Raw genomic sequence first — 4,099 nt, 5'->3', positions numbered from 1 at the left:
AGAAGATGGGTCACTAGGTGGAAGCCAGCACTGAACGCGTTCGCCATCACCTTCGCCGACCGCATGCCCGCGGCGGAGGACCGCTGACCATGCAAACGCCACTTACACCGTTAGCCGGACAGTCCCATGATGACCCCAGTGGAGTACGAGCAAGCCCACTACGCGGCCCTCATCCGAGAGCCGCAACCCGTATAGGAGCGGCGCAGAACCTGGGGCGCTTCATCTCAAACTCGTAGGAGGACCGTGGGTTTGCCGGGGTGAAGGTCTCGGTGTGCAAAAGCCCAACCGCCCCGTGCAGCCGGCCCAGCTGCACACGGATCGTGCGGCGGTCAGCGATCCCGGTGTCAGCGACCAGGTCCCGCTCCGGGACGGGGACCTGCAAAACCCCCGCGCGCTCCATCCGGTCCAGCACCGTGTGCCCCCGGCTCCGGCAGTGCAGGCACGGTCTCGCGTGCGACCGCCCGGCGTGTGAGCTCTGAATGACCGCCCACGCCTGCGGGGCCGTCCACCCCGCTTGCACCATCCGTGCAGTCGCCACCCGCTCCACTGCCGACCTGGTCGCGTCGCCCCCCTCACGGAAAGCCGGCGCTACACCCGTCACCACATACGTCGCCGCCGTACATGGTGTGTCGACGACGGGTGAAACCTATGCAGGAAACGACGGGCGAAAACTGAGCAGCCCGGAGGAACCTGTCAGGGGTGATCACTGTGGAGGACTGGGCCGAGATCCGTCGGCTGCACCGTGCTGAGGGCCTCTCGAAGGCCGCCATCGCCCGCCATCTGGGCATCTCCCGCAACACCGTCGCCGCCGCGCTCAAGTCCGACCGGCCACCCCAGTACCACCGCCCACCGTCCGGGTCGCTGGTCGACCCGTTCGAGACACAGATCCGCCAACTCCTCGCGCAGTACCCGACGATGCCCGCGACCGTGATCGCCGAACGCATCGGCTGGGGCCACTCCATGACCATCCTCAAGGACCGCATCCGCATCCTGCGCCCGTACTTCCAGCCACCAGACCCCACCGACCGGATCACCTACCAGCCCGGCGAACTCGCCCAGTGCGACCTGTGGTTCCCCGCCACACCCATCCCCGTCGGCCACGGCACCGAACGGATCCTGCCGGTGCTGACCATGACCTGCGGCTACTCCCGCCACACCAGCGCGGTGATGATCTGTTCCCGCAAGGCCGGCGACATCCTGGCCGGCATGTGGCACATCCTCACCCAGTGGGGGCGCGTCCCGCGAACGCTGGTGTGGGATCGGGAAGCCGCGATCGGCGGCACCGGCAAACCCTCGGCCGAGGCCGCCGCGTTCACCGGCACGCTGGGTGTCCGCCTCCACCTCGCCCAGCCCCGCGACCCGGAGTTCAAGGGCCTGGTCGAACGCCGCAACGGCTACCTCGAAACGTCCTTCCTGCCCGGCCGGGTCTTCACCAGCCCCGCCGACTTCAACACCCAGATCACCGACTGGCTGGCCACCCACGCCAACCAGCGCCGTATCCGCGCCCTCGGGGCCAGCCCCACCGAACGCTGGACCACGGATCGGGCCGCGATGCTCGACCTGCCACCCTTGCCGCCCGTCGTGGGTCTGCACCACCGAGTCCGCCTCGCCCGCGACTACTACATCCGTGTCGACGGCAACGACTACTCCGCGGACCCGCGCGCGATCGGCCGGTTCGTGACCGCGACCACCACCGGCGACCAGGTCCGGATCCTGTGTGACGACGCCCTGGTCGGGCTCCACACCCGCTGCTGGGCGACCGGCCAGACGATCACCGACCCCGCCCACCAGCGCATCGCCCACGACCTGCGCCACGCCTACAACCAGCGCGCCCGCCACACCCCGACCACCCGCGCCCACGACGACGGACACGTCGTCGCGATCCGCGCCCTGCCCGACTACGACGCCCTGTTCGGCGTCGACTTCCACACCCACCAAGGAGCCTCATGACCAGCAAGACCACCGCCCCGAACACCCAGCCCACCACCACCACCACGGGCTTCACAGCGTCTACCAGTCAGGACGGGGAACGGATCGCCTCCCAGCTCGCCTTCCTCACCCGCGTGCTCAAGATGCCCACCATCGCCAAGACCTGGTCCGAGATCGCCGACCAGGCCCGCGACCTGGGCTGGTCCCACGAGCAATACCTCGCCGCCGTCCTCGAACGCCAAGCCGCCGACCGGGAAGCCGCCGGCACCATGATGCGGATCCGCACCGCCCACTTCCCAGCCATGAAGACCCTCGAGGACTTCAACTACGACCACCTCCCGTCCCTACGCCGCGACCTGCTCGCCCACCTCGCCACCTCCACCTACGTGTCGAAGGCCGAGAACGTGGTCCTGCTCGGGCCGCCCGGCATCGGCAAGACCCACCTCGCGATCGGCCTGGGGATCAAGGCCGCGCAAAACGGCCACAGCGTCCTGTTCGACACCGCCAGCGCCTGGATCAGCCGACTCCAGACCGCCCATCAGGCAGGGCAACTCGACGCCGAACTCAAGAAGATCAAGCGGTACCGCCTGGTCATCGTCGACGAGGTCGGCTACCTGCCCTTCGACGCCGACGCAGCCAACCTGTTCTTCCAACTCGTCGCGTCCCGCTACGAACAAGGCTCCATCATCGTCACCAGCAACCTGCCCTTCGGCCGCTGGGGCGAAACCTTCTCCGACGACGTCATCGCCGCCGCCATGATCGACCGCCTCGTCCACCACGCCGAAGTCCTCGCCCTCTCAGGCGAGTCCTACCGCACCCGCGCCCGCCGAGAACTCCTCACCAAAGACCGCAACAACTAGGGGCAGAGAAGAAGATGCGTGGCTGGGGGGCACCCCACCTCGCGCCAGGGCTCACCCATCAACACGTCAGCTGCTGCTGTACTATTCAGCACATGCTGACCATTGCTTCGCGTCTTGACGCCCTGAACCGCATCGGACGGGCCCTGGCTGACCCCACCAGAGCGCGCATCCTGTTGAGCCTGCTGGATGCGCCCTCGTATCCCGCCGAACTCGCCCAGAGTCTGGACCTGACCCGGTCGAACGTGTCGAACCATCTGGCCTGCCTGCGTGACTGCGGCATTGTCGTGGCCGAGATGCAGGGGCGCAAGGTCCGCTACAACATCGCCGATCATCACCTGCGCGACGCTCTCACTTCGCTGGTCGAGGTGACACTGGCCGTGAACGACGCCGCACCCTGTCCCGATCCGGCCTGCAGCGATAGCGCCTGCCAGGAGGTCCGCTGATGTTGGCCACCATGATCCAGGCCGTCGGCCTGTTCGTCGCGACCAACATCGACGACGTCATCGTGTTGTCGCTGTTCTTCGCTCGTGGCGCTGGCCGCGCAGGAACCACGCGACGCATCGTCGTGGGTCAGTACCTGGGATTCCTGGGCATCCTTGGCGCGGCTCTCCTGACTACTTGGGGCGCGAGCCTGGCCCTGCCGGAATCCGCCATCCCCTACTTCGGTTTGATCCCCCTGCTCTTGGGGCTTCGCGCCGCGTGGGAGGCATGGCAGGGCGAGGACGATGACGAGCTCGATGACCGCAAGAAGGTCGCGCCGTTGACCGTCGCGGCTGTGACCTTCGCCAATGGCGGGGACAACATCGGTGTCTACGTCCCCGTCTTCCTCAGTGTCAGTCCAGCCAGCATCCTGACCTACAGCGCAGTCTTCCTGCTGTTCGTCGCAGTCCTCGTGGCCATTGCGAAGTTCGTGGCCACCCGGCCGGGCATCGACGAGTCCCTCGAGAAGTCCGAACACATCCTGTTCCCACTCGTCCTGATCATCTTGGGCGTCGTGATCCTTGTCCAAGGAGGCGCTTTTGGCCTGTGATCTCAGTCGGACGGCGCCCGGACCTGCTCAGTTTTCAGGCGTCGATTCCTGCTCACTTTTCGGCCGTCGTTGACATGGTGCTCGGTTGTTGCTGGTGCACACGGCCTGGGGACTGGAGCCTCGTCAACGTCACGCGTTTCTGACGGTGGGCGAGAGGAATAGTCAAGACCTGTGGATTGATGTGTCAGGCGGCGTGAGCGTGACCTCCTGATTCGTCGGGTCGTTCGACGAGCTTGCCGTTGCTGAACTCCGCGCCGGCACGGACGAGCGCAACGAGGTG

General features: G+C 66.8%; 4 protein-coding genes. All 4 read left to right on the top strand.

Going from position 1 to position 4,099, the window contains the following annotated elements:
• Window positions 1-699: 699 nt before the first annotated feature.
• The gene (gene istA / locus GGG17_RS13800) at window positions 700-1,950 is read left to right on the top strand and encodes an IS21 family transposase (RefSeq protein ID WP_311966705.1); all 1,251 of its coding nucleotides are present in this window, start codon (window positions 700-702) and stop codon (window positions 1,948-1,950) included.
• Window positions 1,947-2,789 carry an IS21-like element helper ATPase IstB gene (gene istB, locus GGG17_RS13795; protein ID WP_154594304.1) on the top strand — a complete coding sequence of 281 codons (843 nt, stop codon included), beginning with the start codon at window positions 1,947-1,949 and terminating at the stop codon, window positions 2,787-2,789. Before istA ends, istB begins: the two co-directional genes overlap by 4 nt.
• A gap of 92 nt (window positions 2,790-2,881) precedes the next feature.
• Window positions 2,882-3,232 (top strand): Cd(II)/Pb(II)-sensing metalloregulatory transcriptional regulator CmtR, encoded by a 351-nt coding sequence (gene cmtR / locus GGG17_RS13790; RefSeq protein ID WP_154594303.1) that lies wholly within the window; start codon window positions 2,882-2,884, stop codon window positions 3,230-3,232.
• A gap of 11 nt (window positions 3,233-3,243) precedes the next feature.
• Complete coding sequence (locus GGG17_RS13785; protein ID WP_375804525.1) at window positions 3,244-3,819, top strand: cadmium resistance transporter; 576 nt, start codon at window positions 3,244-3,246, stop codon at window positions 3,817-3,819.
• Window positions 3,820-4,099: the final 280 nt, after the last annotated feature.

Origin of the sequence: Arsenicicoccus cauae (assembly GCF_009707125.1) — a bacterium.
Taxonomy (GTDB): domain Bacteria; phylum Actinomycetota; class Actinomycetes; order Actinomycetales; family Dermatophilaceae; genus Arsenicicoccus; species Arsenicicoccus cauae.
Note: the sequence above shows the minus strand (reverse complement) of the source record. Positions and strands in the feature narration are given on the sequence as shown.